Here is a 16347-nt window from a genome sequence, read left to right as displayed (position 1 = left end):
TACTTGATCCACTCTTGGTCGACCTATGGGGTCTCGATTCGATGACCACGATCGCCGAAACACTCGCGCGGGACATCTCTCGCGATCGGGTTGCGCCCCGATTTTTCCTGGAGAGCGAGATGGGTTTTCCGGAGCTGCTCCAATCAGACGGCTGGCTAGGTAACGCGGTGGTCTATTCTCAGACCTGTCCCGGCAAAGAGGAACCGAACGACGACAGTGCCGTTGTCATATCGACTCCGGGAGGCGGGATCGTGATGGCTGTCGCCGATGGCGTTGGTGGTGCACCCGTGGGCTACAAGGCGTCGGCGATCGCAGTGCAGTGCCTCGCCGAAAGCCTCGCGATTCATCCGTCCATGTCCGACCTCCGCCCCGCAATTCTGGACGGCATCGAAAAGGCCAACGAAGAGATTCTCGACATGGGAACGGGCGCCGCGACCACGATTTGTGTCGTCGAGGTGCACAATCGCATCGCGCGTGGGTATCAAGTCGGTGACTCGATGGCCCTCTTCGTCGGCGGCCGCGGAGCAGTTAAGTGGAAATCGACTTCCCATTCGCCTGTGGGTTATGCGGTCGAATCAGGACTGCTTAACGAAGAGGAGGCGATGCATCATGACGAGCGACATATCGTTTCCAATTTGGTGGGATCGCGAACGATGCACATCGAAATTGGGCCTGCTATTCATCTGGCGCCTCGCGATACGATCGTGCTTGCTAGCGACGGGCTGTTCGACAATCTACACATCAGTGAAATCTGCCAACGAGCTCGGCTGGGTCCCCCGCTGCAACGCATGAACGCCTTGGTATCGCTCGCGCAACAGCGAATGGATGGCACCGTTGCTGACTCCCCCGGCAAACCTGACGATCTCGCCGTCGTGCTGCTGACGCCCTAAACTCGATCACATGGAGCCAACGCCCACGGTGGCTCCTACCAGGCCCCCCCCACTCACTCCTCTCTCGATTATCTCATGAAGACGACAATCACACTGAGCGTTTTGCTGCTGGTACTCCTCGGGATGCCACAGGTGCAAGCGCGGAGTCCTAACGTGCTGTTATTGTGTGTGGATGATTTACGCCCGGAATTGAATTGCTTTGGCAAGTCATACATTCATTCACCGCATATCGATCAGCTTGCAGCGACGGGGCGTGCGTTTCATCGGCACTACGTGCAAGCGCCTACCTGCGGTGCGTCGCGATACGCGATGCTGACGGGTACCTACGGTCCTGCCGGTAATGGAGCGTTGTTTGAACGTGCCAAGGAGATCGGTGAACATCCTGATGCTGTTTTGCCCAGCATGCCGGCATGGTTTCGAAAACGCGGCTATACGACGGTTTCGGTGGGGAAGGTGTCGCATCATCCCGGCGGTCGAGGCGGGCCTGACTGGGATGACGAATCCATTCCTGAAATGCCTAACTCGTGGGATCGGCACCTGATGCCCAGTGGACCTTGGCAACACCCGCGTGGTGCCATGCACGGACTGGCTCATGGGGAGATCCGCGGCAATTCGAAGAGCGGTCATGCGAAGAAAATGGATGTCTATCAGTCAGCGACCGGTGGTGACGCGATCTATCCGGATGGCCGGACCACCGACGAGGCACTGCGGCAGCTCGATCAGTTGACCGCGGATGATCAATCGCCGTTCTTTTTGGCCGTGGGAATTATCCGCCCGCACCTGCCCTTTGGTGCCCCCGCGAATTACATGACTCCCTACATCGACGCCGAACTGCCCCCGATCGCCCATCCCAACAAACCGAACGGGCAAACCACTTGGCATCGTTCTGGCGAATTCAGGCAGTACAACCTATGGGGAATGGATCCCAACGAGGATGGAGATTTTGCCACGTCGGTTCGCAAGCATTACGCCGCCTGTGTCAGCTACGCAGACGCCCAGGTCGGACGTATTTTGGAGCGTTTGGAACAGTCCGGCCAAGCCGATAACACGATCGTCGTCTTGTGGGGTGACCACGGTTGGCATCTCGGAGAACACGCGATCTGGGGCAAACATGCGTTATTCGAGGAGTCGTTGCATTCGCCCCTAATTATTCGCGCACCGGACATGATCAACCCCGGCGTAAGATCGGATGCGTTGGTGGAAAGCATTGATATCTACCCAACGTTGTGCGACCTAGCCGGACTGCCGAAACCGAGTATGGTCCAAGGTGATTCGCTAACGCCGGTTATGAACGATGCTTCCCGCTCAAGGGGCGTCGCGATCAGTTACAAAGCCGGCGCCCAGACGATTCGCACGGCATCTCATCGGTTGATCAAGCACAAGGATGGATTTGTGGAGCTTTACGATCACGGCAGCGACCAGGGCGAAACTGAGAATGTGGCGTCGATGCAACCCGACCTCGTCAAAAGCTTGGTAGACGAGATGGAGTCACGACTCAAGGGCTCCTCTCGTTAACAACCGAACGTTACGCCGGGCCTGGAGAGAATGAAGCAGCAGAGAATGAAGCAGCAGAGAACAGCACGGCAGGAAATGAAAAAGGGATCACTGCTGCGTGGGATTACGAGCCGATCAGCGAAACCAAGCCGTGGATCGATCCAATCAGTTGCTCTGCAGCAGCATGAAAGTCCTTTTCATCGGTGGCGGATTCGAGCGAACCGAACATCGATCGGAAATCTCCTACCGATTGTAGGATGCTGCCCACCATTGCTGGCGTGATCGCGATCGGTTCCATCTGGGCTGGTGGACGCCCATTGGCAGACCCCATTGAATCAGGTGAACCTGAGGATCCGTAGTCGTCGTAGGAACTCGATGTTCCCGGCGATCCATAGGAATCCGACGATTCGGGCGAGTTGTATTGGTCGTCATACTGATCGTCGAACTCGTCGTAGGAGCCTGCCTCGGAAGCCCCTCGTCGATTGGTCGGTGCGGGTGTGCTGGCAATGCTCGGCACGGTGACAAACTGTCCACCTAGCCAGTCAGACAAACTCATGCTGCCGTCGTCGTATTTCTCCAGTGCAGCAGTCTGTTCTTTGACCCAGCCGTCAAAGCCGTCCGCGACGTTCGCCGGCAGCCAAAAACCTTCGACTTTCTGAAAAGCCACGGTTGGATTTGCAGACGGGCGGTTTTGTCCTGGGTAAGACTCGCCATATTGCGAAGAGGATGAGTTCCCCGTTGCCGTCTGACCACCGGGCTGTTCCAGCAGCGCGGTGTCGTCTTTCGTCTCGACAACGACCCACTGTGGTCCGGGCGAGCTGTAGCCTTCGAGCAGCAGGGCCGCGTAGGGGGCAATGATTTCGTCGCGTTGATGCAGCCAAACCCCGAACCCCATGTCACGAATCTCTTTCACGCTGGCTTGATCGGTAGGCAATCCAGCACGGATCAATCCAGCTGCTGGCAACACAAACTTTTGAAACAGTTCTCCAGTCGCGTTGAGATCCCCTTTGCCGCCGACGGCGTCATAGAGGTGTGGATCTGAACGGATCCAGTTTTGACGGGTGACGATCAGGTCGGCCAGCCCATGGAGCTGTTCAAGCGGCTCGGTCATGGAACTGGGGTCGAGCTTTGCGAGTGCCAAACGCGTTAAAACGTCGAGCTGCTGTCGATACGTTGGCGGCAATGCGTCATAGATAACGACCAAGTGTCCGTTTTGAAATTGTTCGCGAATCGAATCCAGTGCTTGGTCGGGCGACATATCGGCCACCGGCGGTTGGTAGGTAGGCGCCTCCGGTGGCAGCGGCAGCGGATCAGGGGCTGCAGCGGCGGCCTTCGCAGCGGCATCCTTGATCTGTGCCGTCAACGCTGCTCGCTCCTGTTTGAGCCGCTGCGCAATTTTGCCCGCTTGAATGCGACTCGTTGCGATCAGTTTATCCATCGGCACGTTGATGCTGCGCCCGTCATCAAGTTGCAGGACCACTTGATCGTTCCACATGCCGATCATTCTGGCTTGGATGGACCGATCACCGTCGAGATTGGTCCATGTTTCCGAATGGCCGATGCTCGTGTGCCAGGGTGCCAATGCAAGTCCAGTGATGACAACGACGCAGGCTCGGAGTAACCGGCTGCGAATTCGGCGCTGGATCGCGGGGACAAACAGGCGCGTGGAAGATCGCCGCCCGGCCGCTGGAGCGGTCCTTCGGCTGAAACTTCCATTTCCGATCGGCGAACCGAGTGAGGGACCAGGATGGCGGTCTTGATGCTCGCAGGCGAGCTCGTTTGCAGGGATAGACATGGCAAGATCGTGACGAAAAAAATGATTGCAGAGGTGAAATCGACGGAGATTGAACGTTTCACTAAGGAAGGGAAAATCCTCGTTGATGTCACACCATGGTGGTGACACAGTTCATTATAGTAACTCTTTCGAGACCCTGTCCGCGGCAAGAATCGCAAAAGGAATGAGCTTCGTGAGCGCCTCCACTCCCTCCCAGAATGCTTCTGGCCCGAGTAAGTCGGTTTTACCGCCAGGCAAACGCCCCCTTGCTGCACCCCCGGACCCGGAGGAGCAGCAACAACTTCGAGATCAATTCTATAACGCCACCATTATCGACCGGATTGATCTGACGGAAGATTTGTCAAAATTTCGCATTCGCCCTGACGAGCCGCTGCCGCCATTCGAACCCGGACAATACCTGGCCATCGGTTTAGGGAACTGGGAACCGCGACTGAGCGGTACCCAAACCCAAGAACTGCCTGTCAATAAGACTCGGAAGATCGTTCGCCGCGCGTACTCGATTTCTTGTCCGATGCTACATGCCGACGGCACACTCGCGACGCAAGAATGCGTTGACTACCTCGAGTTCTATATCACGTTGGTCCGCCACGGTGAGAACGCTGCCAGCAAGCCACCTGCATTAACGCCGCGATTGTTTTGCAAATCAGTCGGCGACCGCCTCGTCATGGAACGAAAGGTCACTGGGAAATATGTGCTCGGCAGTTACGAACCCGATGATACGATGTTGTTTCTCGGTACGGGCACCGGAGAAGCGCCCCATAACGCCATGGTGGCAAAGCTGCTCGCGACCGGACACCGTGGCCGCATCGTCATTGCTACCAGCGTGCGGTATCGACGCGACTGCGCGTACTTGAAGGAGCATGAAACCTTGATGCAAAGGTATGGCAATTATGTGTACCTGCCGCTGACGACTCGCGAAGAAGAAAACATTCGTACCGACCATCCTCATTTTGTCGGAAAGCAGTATTTGCAAACGCTATTCACCAGCGGCAAGTTAGCTGAACTTGCCGGTGATCCGCTCGCTCCAAGTAACACGCACGTCTTCCTGTGCGGTAACCCTGCCATGATTGGTTATGTGCCCCCGGGTGCCGACGCGCCCGAGAATCCTGGTATGCTACCGTTACTGCGAGCAGCTGGTTTTCACTACGATGTCCAAGAGCATCGAGCGGGAACAATACGCTTTGAAAAATACTGGTGAGCATCCTCCTGATTTAGGCGAAACAACATGGACCTGAGTAACACAATTGCTTTGATTCTCGGCGGTGGGCGCGGCACGCGACTGTTCCCGTTGACCAAGATCCGGGCTAAGCCAGCGGTACCGCTGGCAGCCAAGTATCGCTTGATCGACATCCCCATCAGCAATTGCATCAACAGCGGTTTGAATCGGTCCTACGTCCTGACACAGTTCTTGTCCGAAAGCCTGCACCGTCACCTGCGGCAAACCTACACTTTCGATCATTTCAGCGGTGGGTTTGTGGAGCTGCTGGCCGCTCAACAGACGGTGGACTCCGAAACCGATTGGTACCAAGGCACAGCTGATGCCGTTCGCAAAAATTTAGTGCACCTCCGCGAGAGTTGGATCAAACACGTCTTGATTCTCTCGGGCGACCAGCTCTACCGGATGGATTTCCGCGAGATGATGAAAACGCACATTGAATCGGGAGCCGCTGCGACAATCGCGGGGATTCCCGTGACACGCAAAGATGCTTCCTCGCTCGGCATCATGCAGGTCGACGAATCCGGTCAAGTTCGCGGGTTTGTCGAGAAGCCACAGACGGAAGAACAGATCGCAACGGTGCGAATGGAGCCCAGCTGGATCGACGAACGCGGCATCCCTAGCCAGGGCCGCGATCTCCTGGCCAGCATGGGGCTGTACATCTTTGATAAAGACCTGATGGTCGAACTGCTCGAAAACAGCCTGCACAGCGACTTTGGCAAGGAGGTCTTCCCCGAAGCGATTAAGACCCACAAGGTTCAGTTACACCTGTTCGACGGCTACTGGGAGGATATCGGAACGATTCGATCGTTCTACGAAGCAAACCTGTCACTGGCGAGCAAGAACCCACCGTTTGACATTCGTAATCGACATGCTCCGATTTACAGTCGCCCACGATTCCTGCCGCCGACGATCATGGGCAAATCCACCATCAGCGGCAGCTTGATCGCCGATGGCTGTTTGATCGGTGATAATGTCACCATCGAAAATAGCGTGATCGGGCTGCGGACTGTGATTGGGGACAACGTCACGATTAAAGACAGCGTGGTGATGGGGGCCGACTTCATCGAAATGAAGGGGCAGGCCCGAGATGGTAAATTGCCACTCGGCATTGGCGAGGGAAGTTACATCTCAGGAGCCATTTTGGACAAAAACTGCCGCATTGGAGCAGACGTCCGGATCACCAATGCCGCCGGTGTTGATCACCATGGCGAAGAGGAATCCCTGCAGATCCGCGACGGAATCAGTATCGTGATCAAAGAGGGACAAATTGAGAGCGGACACCGAAGCTAAACACACCGCTAGCATGAGCAAAACCGTCAAGGGACTTTTCGTACAGCTCTCGGCGGTTTAGACTCTGCCGAACCTCGCTTGTTTTTTGTGGGTCAATGGAAAATGATTCCTGTCCCTCAAACAACAACACCGGATGGGTGGCCGAGTGGACGAAGGCTCTAGTCTTGAAAACTAGCGTAGGGGTAACTCTACCGTGGGTTCGAATCCCACCCCATCCGCTTTCTGCTCAGCCTGAGCGACTGGAAAAGCTGGATTTTGCTTGGTTTTGAGCGTATTTCCCTGTCCCGGTGATTCCAGGGGGTTGCAAGTTGTTCTGATAGTGTTCTGATAAGGGCCTGATTAGTCCTTTCGCCCCCCATTAGAACGGGTAATTCGATGCGGCTTCCCGTCATTAGAAATACTCCGCTTAAGCTCACCAAGCGTGGCTACAGCAGGCAACTCGGCGCAAAGAGAAAAGGTGGTCCGCAGCAGAAGTTTCTGCTCGGCTTCGATGCACCTATCGCTGCGCAAAGACGCAAATGGATCGAAGAGATCTACCTCGAAAACTGCCGAATGGCTAGCCATTTCATTTGGACTGAACTTTTCCTCAGTCTGGCCAGGCAAGTCGAGAAGACAGGCTGGGCAGTGCTTGATTTAAGGCCGAACCCAGAGTTCGCCGACACTTCTTTCACGATGCCCACTCCCGACGTTTCATGGGTAAATCGCCTTCGTGAAGTCGGCGTTAGGATAACGGTCAAGGGCGAGGCGCAGGCTGTGGTGCAGATTGCAGCGTCCGTTACCAGTTACAACCGCCCCGCCAAGACGAGATTGCTGTCAGCGCTCGCCGCATACAGAGATGAACGGGTGAAAAACTACGCCGGAAGCTTCCAAGGAAGCAAGCGTCTGGAAGGCCAGGTCAACAAATTCATTGAATTGCTCCCTGATTGCTGGCTGCATCAGTTCGGTTTCGCAGAAATCAAACAACACGTTGATTTCTGGCGAAATCGACCGACAACCAAGCGGGAAAACCGTTGCGCAAAAACGTACGCCGAGAATCAGATCGATGAGTTCTACAGCTTTCTAAACGACTGCGGACATCGTTATCCCGAAGAGTTTTCGATCCCAAACCTCAAAGTGATCAATCGGAAAGTCATTAACCTTTCATCCGATGCGGAAGGAAACGCAATCGAAGAAAAGTCCTGGGAGCCGGATGAGCTTTGTGAAATCTTCACGACAGCTCAGCCAATGACCAAGCTGATCCTCGGTCTGGGACTAAATGCGTGCAGCGGAGCGGCAGAACTTGGGAGAATTAGGGTTGACGACTTTCACTTTGGGAAGATTCATCCGAAGGGGAGGATCATTGGCTTCACGGACAAGCAAGATTGGTTGATCACAGTGAGGCGTAAGTCTTTCACTCATAGCGAGGCATTGCTCTGGCCATGGGTATCTGATCTGGTGAAACGACAGATTGAAATTTGCCGACAGAATGCATGGCCATACTTGTTCACGGAAGATGGCGAGCCGATGTATCGAGACAACGAGATTTACGACGAACTCGGCCTGGTTCTACCGAATACAACCAAACCAGAGGCCAGGTTTGTGGGGCGGTACAACAACGCAGTCGACCGAGCATTGGCAGACAAGCGGATACGTCGAAAGCTGTCGATTGGAAAGCTACGAAAGACATTCTCCAACTACTTGGCCCTGAACAATCATGGAGACCTTGCTTCGTTAGCACTGGCTCACAAAACCGACGAAGACAACTTACTTAAGTGCTACGCAAACAAGCCATACGCTCGTCTTTTCCGAGCCACCATCTCCGCTCAAGAAAAATGGTGGCTTCCACAGGAATCGCTGCCGGAGGATGAGGCCGAGTTGCCGAGCGGTCCAACCTAGGGCGGCCCCTGCTTAACGGATCTGTCGCCCGCTCGCAGCTCTCCAGTTTGCTGGGCGTCGTCGTTATCGAGCAACATGAGGACAGCCACGACTGCCAGAGCCGATCCGATCCGATCTGAGCGTCAAATGCTAGACGTTAGGTCATCGACAATCTTCCAGACGATTTTGCATTGAAAAGAACAGTCCGAACGCAGGCTCCTGTATGGGACAGACGGTGTCAACGACCGTCAATCGAAACAGCAATTATTCATCAGAGCGATACGTGACCACCACCGGGAATCTATTCTGGTCTTCGGCCCGAATCTTAGCCCAGTGTTCCTCGCTGATCTCTGGCGGCTTCACATCGCCGTATCGTTCAAAATACGCCGTGCTGTCGCTGTCGGCGCCGTAGCCGCAATTCCAACACACATCGACCCTATGCTGAACTCTTGCATTGCACTGCGGACACCGAAATTGCCAACTTGCTGGAGGGACGAAGTTCGTTTGTGGTTCATCCATCCGTGTTTGCCGAACAGTCTGTGAATCTGGGTTGAAAACCTGAGGCAACGAATCGAAAAACGGATCACCGCCGCTGTTCCGGTAAGCTCGGTATTGCCAATTCTCGCCGAACAACAGAGCCATTCCAACATTTGTAACCAGCCAAGAAAGACCTCCGAAGACGGCGACGGTCAAGACGGCGCTGATCGCCATTTCCCACGGCTTCCAAAAGTGGGTTCCTGTTGCTGCGTTCCACAAACAAGAAAGCGGTAGGAACACGCAGAAAACGACGAAGCAACTTCTCAGGAACACCCTCAACTTACTCGTCCGCATCTGATTCCTCCGATTCGATTGCGAGATTTTCAGCATCCGGTGATGGTGCGGACTCACGTATCTCTCGAATTTTGCCCCAGTGAATCGTTGGAAGAACCAAGCACTCGCAAGGTCCGTTTCCATATTCTTCCGTTCGAACGTTCAGAACAGATGCTTGGTATAGGTATCGTGCGATCTTGCTCTTGGTTCCAGTCGGAACAAGAAGTGCGAGTCGTGTTCTGCCGAAGCTTCGGCGCATACTTGGACGAAGACGGAGATACCTTTGTCGATCCCGGCCAAAGTTCTCAATCCGTGGCCGCTGACTTCCGTGTCGGGAAAGGCGACCTTTTGCCCTACGTCAAGCGTCCCTTTTCTCCCTTGTGCGTTCGACGGATCATTTGTTGTGGCCGAAGTGCTAACTCTGACAACGCCGCTGCCCTGCGGCACTTTCTTCTGTCCAGACCGGACTGTGGCCATATCGAGGTTGCCGTCGAGCCAAGCCTTTTTCGGTAGATCGCAGCGATGGTGCGGTAGCGTGGAGTCGTCATCCGCCTTTAGGAACTTCTGCGTCGAGTCAGATCAGGAATTTCAAATCGACGATTTCTGGCTGTGGCGTATGTTCAACAACGACAGTTTTACCCATGGAATGTCGCTTCGATAGCACATAGTCCCGGAGCGACAGCAAGCGGATGGTTTGGTCATCGAGCTTTTTCAGTGGGACATCCGGCTTGTAAATGGCGTGCAAAAGAACACAGGTGTGTTCCTGTAATCAATTAATCAATCAATGAGGTTTTCAATGTTGTGAATCAGCCGTTTTAGGATTATCGAGTACGCTCTGCCCCGTACCCTCATTATCTTCTACGGAATCATTGGTATCTAGCCGATCAAGCACCCTTGAAACCGCACTATTAAACTCACTGATGCTCTCATTTGCCAAACGCAGGCTTTCCTTCTTGTCGCTCAACTCTTTCGAATCAACTATCTCGATCCCAATTGGCAAAAGTTTTGTTTGGTCGAAAATCTGAACCAGTTCGGCAGGCCGGACCCATCCTGAAAAAGCTGGGTGATACTCACGGTACTCAAACGGAATCGGAAGGCTTGGATCGGAACTATTTGAATTCGCAAGGAGGGCTAGGCATACGCCATAGGCGTCGTGAATAATCGAACTGCATTTTGACTGCGACAGGTCATATGTTGAAACTACCTTGGACATTTCTTCGAGCCGCAGTTCTGCGGTACGGTGGTCGCCCTTGCTACTTGCAAACTGCGCCTCCCAGATCAAAATGTCGTGCAAACCACCAACTTGAAAGTCAAGCCTCGAAGAACGCCAGTGTTCCTTGGCTTGTTCAATGTAGTCTGCTCCTTTCTGGAACGCCTGCATGATCATAAACGTCTTTCCTATCTCCTCTTTTGTCCGAGCTAACTCTACAGCAGACGTAATTCGGGGAAGCAGTTCCATCGATTTTTCTAGGTACGAGTCTGCGGCAGATAGTTCGCCGAAGTCTATTGCACCTCTTGCAAGTGTTACGTAGACGATGGGAAGTGCTTCAATATCGTCGAAGGCGGATTTGGCTGTTAGGTAGTCATCAAGCCTGCTTCGGCTGTTGCAAGAAAGGCATCCGAACGCTGAGACCTCGGCCCTCACTGGGACTAGGCGTACCTGCTCGACTGTCACTGTATACGACTGTTGGACTGGCTTAGATGCACCGAACCGCAATGCCATCACGCAGAACACCTACGTTCTTGATGTGTTCAATTCGGTCTTTGATGACGTTCGTAACTTCGACAGTGCTGTCGGATTTCGGAATTCAGTCGTCGATGGAAGACGTGCTGAACGAACACCTGGGCGACCGAACAAACATCCATGTTGCAGTGGGCGTCGATGTCGGCAAGGCGATTGTTACTCGTTTGGGAGTGCATGGACAACGCATAACGATGTGCTTCGGTCGTGAATCAACGGAGGCAGAGCGTTTGCAAAGAATATCGGTGGCGAAACAGATTCGCATTTCCGCAGAAGTCTACGACGAACTTGACGACGACGATCTTCGTGACGAGTTCACCAAGAGCGGAAAAGCGTACGTTGCAACTGGTTTGACGTTCGGAAAATTGGACGATAAGCAAGAGGAATCGGCTGCCAAAGCAGACCTCTTGAGAGCGGAGGCCCGTGATGGACGAGTTCTGGTAACGACGAAAGCCAGCGAGGCGACTGAACGAGGTGTTGCGACAAAACCTTGGAGCAAGGCTGGCGTTTCAAAGAACCCAGCCAATACCGACAAAGAACTCAAATCGGAGTGATCATGAATATGTTTGTGGAGTATTCAGGATATCTTTTGCTCGTTGGACTATTGGTCCTGCCGATTGGGTTGACTGTGTTCGTTTCGGAGCAGCATCGGTCGCTAGTGCGCCGGATCGGATTTTGTTTCTTGATCAGTGGCGGCGTTGGGTTAGTAGCACTGATCTATTCGTCGCCAGGACGTGAAACGGTCGAAGAAGAAGAGCGTGACCGAGATCGTCCAAAACCCAGACCCGATCTTACTTTGTCAGATATGTTGAATGGCGATTGGGATTCAGACGAAGCGAGCGATTGGCCCGTCGCTCGGCTCATGGCCGAAGTCTGCGACCTCTCCTATCGCAGCCCCGTAAATGCCCGTGAAGAATTCAAACGCATGGGCTTTTCGTCGGAAACAATTGTCGATTCGTCGATGATTGGATACGTCTTGAGTCTCGACGACACGGCGATTGTGGTGTTGCGGGGAACCGATGACTCACCGGATTGGATCAGCAACCTTTCGTTTCTGTCGAACCGAGTCGATGACGGAGCCATCCACAAGGGCTTTGACAATGCGTACGACGCACTTCGACCGCAAGTGAATCAACTGCTCAATCGCTCTAGCCCTCGGCGTGTTTGGATTACCGGTCACAGCCTCGGGGGAGCCTTGGCTGAAGACGACCACGCATTTCCTTTCGCTTGCGCTTCAGCATCCGTCTCGGTGGAATCGTCCACTCAGTGTCCATCGTTACTCCAATCCGAGCACGATAACTTCTGCTCCTCTTCGTCACGAAAAGGCCGCATTAAGAACGCCAAGAGTTCACCAGTGGACAGCCGAGATATCTCAGATGGGCCAAGCAACCGCCCTTTTGTATTTGGAAAGTCCCCGCAAATCCTCGTAAAGATATCGCTCAGTTTTTCGACGACATCAGATTCACTAGAGTCAGAAGTCAGTCGAAGGTTAAACGCATCTTTTCTGCCGCTCAGGTAGCGGTTTCGGTATTTCGCCTCAAGCTTCCCGTCTGGCCTGCGATAGCCCAGTCCAAGTACATCAAGTTGCCCGCCATCCGAAATTGAAAAGGCTGCCAGCATTATATGCTCGTCGCTAATCTCGAAAATCGCATTTACACTCATTGCTCCAGCCTCCCTGTTTGAACTTCTCCTTTGTGGTTAACACGAGCCATAGGCCCATGAATGTTTCGCAAGTACCACGTCGTACCCCTCAGTTCCGACAACTCCTTATTGGGCTGGTCGGGTATTACTCGTGTCCCTTGCAATATCTGTTTAAACGCAGTCACCGCAGCGTCGTAGGTCAATGGTCGTTCGATCATTTGTATTTCCTCCATGATCAGAAAGTGTTTCCGTGATTGTCGATATCTTCTTCAGTTGATCGTCGGCAATGCCCAATGCGGTGCAACACGCATCGCAACTACCACATCGATTGATTTCACCAATACGAGAGACTTGGGCCTGCACCGTAAGATCGGCTGCGTTGTTTTGGGGCGACTGGTTCATTTGGATACCTCACCTGCTCAATGTCGGCGCATCATCGGCGCATCAAAACGCAATAATCGCCAACGGGATTTGAATGGCTCTATGAGCCTGGAAAAAACCAGACCATCAGCGGTCGATTGCAAGGCAACCGTTCGCAACGTCTGGTCCGACATGTTGCAGAAGAGGAGCAGGTGGGGGACACAAATGAATGCGTCCAAGTAAGCTCATTGAAACTCTTCGTGCGACAGATTTCATGTCGTGGTTTGAAAGATAGCCGAGTCAAAAAATAAAGTCAAGCATTTTTGCAAGTCATGAATTTGATTCATGTTTTGTGACGCAAAATCATCGACTCAATACTACATAAGAATGGAGGCGATACATGACTCGCAACAAACAACACGACATCTGCAAAAAACTTTGCGACACAATCGGAATTGATGCAATCCTTGCCGCATTACCACAACACAGCATCAAGGAAACTTTGGGATTGGTCTCAATCAAAGAGATCGCTGATCAACTCAGCGTGCCCTACGAAACCCTGCGGTCACGCATGGATGCAGGACAGATTCCGTTCCCTGAAATGCGGCTTAATCATAGATTTCTCTTCATGAATAGGTGCAAAACTGTCTTGCCCACGTTGGACAAGTTCATGGAAGGACTCTCTGCGAAATTCATTTGCGACCGGAGCGTTGAGTCAGCGCAGACCGGTAGCCAGGACATCCAAAACGGATTTTTACTAAAGGGGGTGCTTCCGCAGCGTTGCGGAATTGATCCTCAAACTGACGGCAGTAAAGCCAGTCGAGGCTGTTGAGAGGCTAATAATGGTTCGTCGTTAACCTGCTCGCAAACATCATATGACACATTTGCTGGAGCGTAAAACAAGAAAATAGTGAAACTTGTTTAATTGCAACAACAGCGGGGCCTCGGTGTTATGCCGAGGCCCCGCTGCTCGCTGTTGTCTTCCGGTTTGGCTACGCCGTTACTTCATACCCCATTTCGTCGAGGTACTCGTTCAGTTTTTCCTTCATTGGGTTCTCTTTGCCTACAGTGATGTCAAACCAAACATCCCAGACGATGAGGTCTAAAAGTTCTTCGTCATCAGAATCCACCCATAGCGCCCATGTGTAACCATCTGGCCCTAGACCGAACTCGAAGACTCGAATGGCAAGGCTATCGAGTCTCGACACAACTTGAGCAACCTCCTTTCGGGCTCGAACATCCGAGGTAAATGAGTCGTTGCCAAATATCAGGCACTCTCCTTCGCCCTCTGGAAACTCGTCTTCGTCGATCAACCATGCTCCTCGATGGACGCTCATGTGCTCTCGATAAATTTGCGTTGCCATCAGATTGCAGACTCCGATGAGGTTTCGCTGTTGGATTCGGTCCAACAAAGTCTTTTCGGCCTTGGTTAGTCGGTATTGTTTCGTTTTCATGTGTGGTTTATTCCTGCTGGTTCGTGATTGTGTGTGAGGCTGTTTTGCGGCCATGATCAAGCGACTTCGAAAACTGGAAAGCTAGCGAGCATGGTCTTTGGGCCAAGGTCTTCGATGAACCCATCGACGTTCATGATGTCCTCCTCGATGTTGGCCTCTCGGTAAGAGAAAGACTCGCCATCGTGCTCTGACCAGTAGTTGAGGTACTCGCACAGTGGCGACGGAATCTTTTTGGTTTGCTCGATTGCCGGATCATCTCTGTCAACAAATTTCCAGCACTGGTCGTGAACTCTTTCGAGCCAATCTCGAAGCTGACCCAACGTCCCGTTGGGGCGTTTCTCAAGCCAGCAACGAAAATTGTGGCGGAAGTAAGATTGCTCGATTTGATCTGCATTTTCCTTTGCCATGTGGCGTTCTCCCTAGAACAGGTGTGGGAGCGAGGCTCCACGTTGGGCCTCGACTAAGCCGCTGCCCGGGTCACGCACCGGGTTTCATCAGCGGCTATACTCTTCCTGGAAACGTGCGTGCGTGGGAAAACTTTGGTAAAACTTGTCGCAAATCGTTTGCCAACAAGGAGTTGAGAATGAGGCCAGCGGAAATTTTTCAGGTCAACTTGCAGAAATTCGCTCTTGCCAAACAGATTGAGAGCGCTGAATCACTTGCGAATTCGCTTGGGTTTTGCGGTGACGATAAGAAGTGGGTCCAGCGTATTTGGCGAGCAGGATTAGCTCGTGTGGACACAAGAACTCGTCCGAAACTTGAACGCCTCACAGAGTTCTTTCGACGAGATGACGTTTCTGAATTCTGGCAACCCAACGTGGAAATTCGACCGTCAGATTTGTTGGACAATCGAGATTCATGGTCATTCGCCGTAAAGCTTATTCTCAATCAGTTTCGATTTTTGCAACAGGCGAAGATTCATAGCTCGACAGCAACGAGGAAGGCACTCGCACAGTACGGTTTCCAAGAAGAGTTGCTTATTGGCGATCTCGCTGCGAGACAGTTCGGCGCAGAGCGTCCGGCACTTGATGAATTAAGTTTGGGCGAACTGGATTCAGCTTTTGATGGCTTTTGTGAGGAGTGGAAGTTCAATAACTACGTCATTTCCGGCGACGAGCGTGAGAACCCTTTCGGTTTGTATTTATTTGTTGTGAGCCGTGTAAGTGAGCATCCAAAGTGGCAAGATTTTGTCGAATCGCTTAAGGAGGAATACAGAGAACGTGGAATGGCAGACACAGGATCTCTCGACGCACACGTCAAGGATCGCTTAATGATGTTGGTTGACGAACTGAAACTGCTCCCGCAGTCACCCGAGCAAATACTCGATTTGTTCATCAGGTTTTACATCGACGATGAAAGCACTGAACAAACCTTTCTGACGAAAAATTTCGAGCAGGTTGTCGAGGAAATTGCACTTCATCCACAATGGCCTGAATACGTTCGTAGGCAGTTCGGTGTCGGTTGCTACCGGGAAGCCACTGAAGCTGTACTTGAGTTGTGGGACCGGGCAGTAAGGCAGTTGGGAACAACCATTATTCGACCTGAGCACTTTATTTCATATTTTTGCAGACGACTCGATGCACTCAAAGACGACGACTTATTCGAGAAACGAACTGGCGACAACGACTGACTGGCCGAAAAAATTGGAGACGTGTGATCATAGGTCCGGGCGTTTCTCGTGCTCGACTCAATCAATCTAGATTGCAATAACAAGGTTCACGGCGTGGGACTTGACCAGTTCCGTGGCATAATTCCCCTCAGACGATTAAGCGGACGGTAGACGCCTTCTATCACGGAGT

General features: G+C 52.8%; 15 protein-coding genes and 1 tRNA gene. 10 read left to right on the top strand and 6 right to left on the bottom strand.

What is annotated here, in order from left to right:
- Positions 1–41: 41 nt before the first annotated feature.
- Positions 42–890 carry a PP2C family protein-serine/threonine phosphatase gene (locus Poly21_RS18225; protein ID WP_302119496.1) on the top strand — a complete coding sequence of 283 codons (849 nt, stop codon included), beginning with the start codon at positions 42–44 and terminating at the stop codon, positions 888–890.
- Positions 891–965: 75 nt separating this feature from the next.
- Entirely contained in the window at positions 966–2405 is a 1440-nt protein-coding gene (locus Poly21_RS18220; protein WP_146408295.1) for a sulfatase, read from the top strand.
- Between the two features lie 103 nt (positions 2406–2508).
- Here Poly21_RS18220 and Poly21_RS18215 read toward each other — a convergent pair whose 3' ends face one another.
- Complete coding sequence (locus tag Poly21_RS18215) at positions 2509–4179, bottom strand: hypothetical protein (RefSeq protein ID WP_146408294.1); 1671 nt, start codon at positions 4177–4179, stop codon at positions 2509–2511.
- A 172-nt stretch (positions 4180–4351) separates the two neighbouring features.
- Here Poly21_RS18215 and Poly21_RS18210 point away from each other — a divergent pair, with 172 nt between their 5' ends.
- The 4 genes from Poly21_RS18210 (at position 4352) to Poly21_RS18195 (ending at position 8563) form a co-directional block, all read left to right on the top strand.
- Entirely contained in the window at positions 4352–5377 is a 1026-nt protein-coding gene (locus tag Poly21_RS18210; RefSeq protein WP_302119493.1) for a ferredoxin--NADP reductase, read from the top strand.
- Between the two features lie 27 nt (positions 5378–5404).
- Positions 5405–6688, top strand: coding sequence for a glucose-1-phosphate adenylyltransferase (locus tag Poly21_RS18205; protein ID WP_146408292.1), 1284 nt, complete (start codon positions 5405–5407; stop codon positions 6686–6688).
- A gap of 131 nt (positions 6689–6819) precedes the next feature.
- A tRNA-Ser gene (locus tag Poly21_RS18200) sits at positions 6820–6906 on the top strand.
- Positions 6907–7063: 157 nt separating this feature from the next.
- Positions 7064–8563 carry a hypothetical protein gene (locus tag Poly21_RS18195; RefSeq protein ID WP_302119490.1) on the top strand — a complete coding sequence of 500 codons (1500 nt, stop codon included), beginning with the start codon at positions 7064–7066 and terminating at the stop codon, positions 8561–8563.
- Positions 8564–8806: 243 nt separating this feature from the next.
- Here Poly21_RS18195 and Poly21_RS18190 read toward each other — a convergent pair whose 3' ends face one another.
- Positions 8807–9184 (bottom strand): hypothetical protein, encoded by a 378-nt coding sequence (locus Poly21_RS18190; protein WP_146408290.1) that lies wholly within the window; start codon positions 9182–9184, stop codon positions 8807–8809.
- A 961-nt stretch (positions 9185–10145) separates the two neighbouring features.
- On the bottom strand, positions 10146–10811 hold the full coding sequence (locus tag Poly21_RS18185) for a hypothetical protein (protein WP_146408289.1): 666 nt from the start codon (positions 10809–10811) through the stop codon (positions 10146–10148).
- Between the two features lie 308 nt (positions 10812–11119).
- On the opposite strand from Poly21_RS18185, the gene Poly21_RS18180 reads away from it, so the two are divergent.
- Both Poly21_RS18180 and Poly21_RS18175 read left to right on the top strand, forming a co-directional pair.
- Positions 11120–11647: an adenylate/guanylate cyclase domain-containing protein gene (locus Poly21_RS18180; protein WP_302119487.1), complete on the top strand. Its 528-nt coding sequence runs from the start codon at positions 11120–11122 to the stop codon at positions 11645–11647.
- A gap of 2 nt (positions 11648–11649) precedes the next feature.
- On the top strand, positions 11650–12612 hold the full coding sequence (locus Poly21_RS18175) for a lipase family protein (protein ID WP_146408287.1): 963 nt from the start codon (positions 11650–11652) through the stop codon (positions 12610–12612).
- A gap of 293 nt (positions 12613–12905) precedes the next feature.
- Here Poly21_RS18175 and Poly21_RS18170 read toward each other — a convergent pair whose 3' ends face one another.
- Positions 12906–13136 (bottom strand): hypothetical protein, encoded by a 231-nt coding sequence (locus Poly21_RS18170; RefSeq protein ID WP_146408286.1) that lies wholly within the window; start codon positions 13134–13136, stop codon positions 12906–12908.
- Positions 13137–13494: 358 nt separating this feature from the next.
- On the opposite strand from Poly21_RS18170, the gene Poly21_RS18165 reads away from it, so the two are divergent.
- Positions 13495–13926 carry a MerR family transcriptional regulator gene (locus tag Poly21_RS18165; protein ID WP_146408285.1) on the top strand — a complete coding sequence of 144 codons (432 nt, stop codon included), beginning with the start codon at positions 13495–13497 and terminating at the stop codon, positions 13924–13926.
- Positions 13927–14086: 160 nt separating this feature from the next.
- Here Poly21_RS18165 and Poly21_RS18160 read toward each other — a convergent pair whose 3' ends face one another.
- Both Poly21_RS18160 and Poly21_RS18155 read right to left on the bottom strand, forming a co-directional pair.
- Complete coding sequence (locus tag Poly21_RS18160) at positions 14087–14548, bottom strand: hypothetical protein (protein ID WP_146408284.1); 462 nt, start codon at positions 14546–14548, stop codon at positions 14087–14089.
- A gap of 56 nt (positions 14549–14604) precedes the next feature.
- Positions 14605–14955, bottom strand: coding sequence for a hypothetical protein (locus Poly21_RS18155; protein WP_146408283.1), 351 nt, complete (start codon positions 14953–14955; stop codon positions 14605–14607).
- A gap of 113 nt (positions 14956–15068) precedes the next feature.
- On the opposite strand from Poly21_RS18155, the gene Poly21_RS18150 reads away from it, so the two are divergent.
- Entirely contained in the window at positions 15069–16178 is a 1110-nt protein-coding gene (locus Poly21_RS18150) for a hypothetical protein (RefSeq protein WP_146408282.1), read from the top strand.
- Positions 16179–16347 lie beyond the last annotated feature (169 nt).

The organism is Allorhodopirellula heiligendammensis (assembly GCF_007860105.1).
GTDB classification, from domain to species: Bacteria; Planctomycetota; Planctomycetia; order Pirellulales; family Pirellulaceae; genus Rhodopirellula; species Rhodopirellula heiligendammensis.
The sequence above is the reverse complement of the archived record's forward strand: the minus strand, read 5'-3'. Positions and strand labels throughout refer to the sequence as shown.